Origin of the sequence: Halolamina salina (genome assembly GCF_042678005.1) — an archaeon.
Taxonomy (GTDB): domain Archaea; phylum Halobacteriota; class Halobacteria; order Halobacteriales; family Haloferacaceae; genus Halolamina; species Halolamina salina.
In genome coordinates this window covers 6,089-8,318 of sequence record NZ_JBHUDH010000149.1, presented here as the reverse complement: position 1 = coordinate 8,318, position 2,230 = coordinate 6,089, and the positions used below count along the sequence as shown (strand labels likewise).

The window sequence follows — 2,230 nt, the reverse complement described above, 5'->3', positions numbered from 1 at the left end:
CGTCGCCGTCGAGGGCCGGGTTCGACGCCGAGAGGTCGACGACCAGCTCGCCGTCGCCGTCGAGGTACGCGTAGTCGCTGCTCGGGGCGAGAACCACGTCGTTCCCGACCTGGTCGGTCTGGCCCCCGAACAGCGGCGCCGCTGCCGAGGGGAACGCGAGTGTTCCCGCGACGACGAACGCGACGACGAGCGTGAGTGTTCGGCGGTTCACTGTCCTCCCGGCGCCCTCCGACCGGGCGTTACCTGTCGTGTAGACACCAACTCCCGTAGTATTGGTACGTCTGAGCCGGTTCAGGATCGCCCTACGGCCACGCTGTCTATCGATCGGAGGGTCTCGTGGCTGGCTCCCGGTCGCCCCGACGTGTCGGTGCCTGACTGAACGAGGCCACGGGCGAGTCCGAGCTATCCGCGAAAGTGACAGTAAACAAATATGCGTCTGACGATTCCTGTCGCGCCGGATCCGTACAACAAACGTCGCCTGACCGCTCCGAAGGGCGGCGTTTCCCGACATTGTATCAGGTTATAGTTCTGGAATTATAATAGGAAATATGTACTCTCAACCCCTATATAGTGGTTTTACTCCGAATTCGTTGGAGACAGTATTCTGACCAGTCTGTTAAAATATACATAGGGTTTATATGGCATTGTACTAACACTCTCCCTGTGTCATCCACAACTCCGCGCCAGCAGCAAGGGGAGGCTGCCGGCGACATGACCGCGGGCTCGGTAGCGGGCGAACAGTCACCGAGCCTCTCCGACGACGAGCTGTTCGAGGTGCTGTCGAACCGTCGTCGTCGATACACGGTACACGCACTGGAGGCGGCGGATGGCGCCGCGGAGATCGGCGACGTCGCCGAACAGGTGGCTGCCTGGGAGTACGACGTGGCCGTCGAGGAGGTGTCCTACGAGGAGCGCAAGCGGGTGTACACGGCGCTCCAGCAGTCCCATCTGCCGATGATGGACGACGCGGGTGTCGTCGAGTTCAACAAGAACCGGGGGGTTGTCGAGCCGACCGACTCCCTCAACGACATCGAGGTGTACATGGAGGTCGTCCAAGGCAACGAGATCCCCTGGAGCGTCTACTATCTCGGACTCTCGGGGGTGGCCGCCTCGCTGACGGCGGCGGTGTGGCTGGGGGCGTGGCCGTTCACGCTCCTGCCCGACGTGGCGTGGGCCACCGCCATCACCGCGATGTTCACCGTCTCCGCGGTCGCTCACACGTACTACGCACGGGGCCAGCGCATCGGGGAGGTCGACAAACCGCCCGAACTCAGGAAAGAATGAACTCCCGCCGCGCGGTCAGCGTCCTGCTCGCAGCCGTCGCCGCGACGATGCTCGTCACGGGCAGTTTCGGCTTCACGAGCGTCAGCGCTGAGCGCGGGGTCGCCGTCAACGTCGTCGAGTCGGAGAACGCGTACGTGAACGTCTCGGCCTGCGAGAAGAGCAACGGGAACGCGACCAGTCGGCCCGCGCGGGTGACGGTGACCAATCAGTTCAGCGGATCGTTCACCATCGAGGACGTCTCGTGGGGCGACCTGAATCGTGAGCGCACCCTGCAGCCCGGCGAGTCGACGACGTTCAACAACGCCTTTGCCGACGCCGCCGACGGGACGGTCACCGTCGACGTGACCGGCGGCCTCGACGCCACCGTGACCGCGCAGGTGTCGGAGAAGGCCGACTGCCCCAAGAATCCGAAGAAGGGCGGCGGGAACGCCGATAAAGGGGGGAGGGAGTCCGGGGATACCCAGGGTGAGACGGAGTAGGCCGACGAGGGGATTGACGACGAAGAGAGAGACGACTGAGCCGCCAGTCGACACCGACCACGTTCAGACGACGCCGTTCTCGCGGAGCCGTTCGATCTCCGCCTCGCCGTACCCCAACTCCGTCAGCACCGCCTCGGTGTGCTCGCCCAGCAGCGGCGGGTGCCGCCGCGCGGTCGCCGCGTACTCCGAGAACTGCATCGGCGACCCCGGGAGTTCGATCTCGCCCGCCGTCGGATGGCTGACCCGCTGGACCATCCCCCGCGCCTCGGCCTGCGGGTCGTCGAACGCCTCCAGCACGTCCCGGATGCGGCCGACGGGAACGTCGTTGGTGCGGAGCAGATCGACCACCTCGTCGACCGGCGCGCCCCTGAACGCATCCGTGAGGATCGACTCCAGCGCCTCGCGGTTGTCGACGCGCTTCTCGTTGCTCTCGAACCGCGGATCGTCGACGAGGTCCGGCCGGTCGA

3 protein-coding genes and 1 pseudogene are annotated in these 2,230 nt (G+C 65.2%); 2 read left to right on the top strand and 2 right to left on the bottom strand.

Translation table 11 applies throughout. The features are described 5' to 3' along the window. Nucleotides 1-211, bottom strand: a pseudogene (locus ACFR9S_RS12715) (DUF1102 domain-containing protein); the annotation flags it as partial. Nucleotides 212-711: 500 nt separating this feature from the next. Here ACFR9S_RS12715 and ACFR9S_RS12710 point away from each other — a divergent pair. Together ACFR9S_RS12710 and ACFR9S_RS12705 are read left to right on the top strand one after the other, a co-directional pair. Next, entirely contained in the window at nucleotides 712-1,284 is a 573-nt protein-coding gene (locus ACFR9S_RS12710; RefSeq protein WP_379731927.1) for a DUF7344 domain-containing protein, read from the top strand. Next, nucleotides 1,281-1,763: a hypothetical protein gene (locus tag ACFR9S_RS12705; RefSeq protein ID WP_379731924.1), complete on the top strand. Its 483-nt coding sequence runs from the start codon at nucleotides 1,281-1,283 to the stop codon at nucleotides 1,761-1,763. Before ACFR9S_RS12710 ends, ACFR9S_RS12705 begins: the two co-directional genes overlap by 4 nt. Before the next feature lie 63 nt (nucleotides 1,764-1,826). Here ACFR9S_RS12705 and ACFR9S_RS12700 read toward each other — a convergent pair. Further along, the coding region (locus ACFR9S_RS12700; protein WP_379818816.1) for a CoA transferase at nucleotides 1,827-2,230 on the bottom strand (404 nt) is incomplete at its 5' end.

Coding starts and splice junctions, on each gene's coding strand:
- ACFR9S_RS12710 (WP_379731927.1), top strand. CDS start 712: ATGACCGCGGGCTCGGTAGCGGGCGAACAGTCACCGAGCCTCTCCGAC.
- ACFR9S_RS12705 (WP_379731924.1), top strand. CDS start 1,281: ATGAACTCCCGCCGCGCGGTCAGCGTCCTGCTCGCAGCCGTCGCCGCG.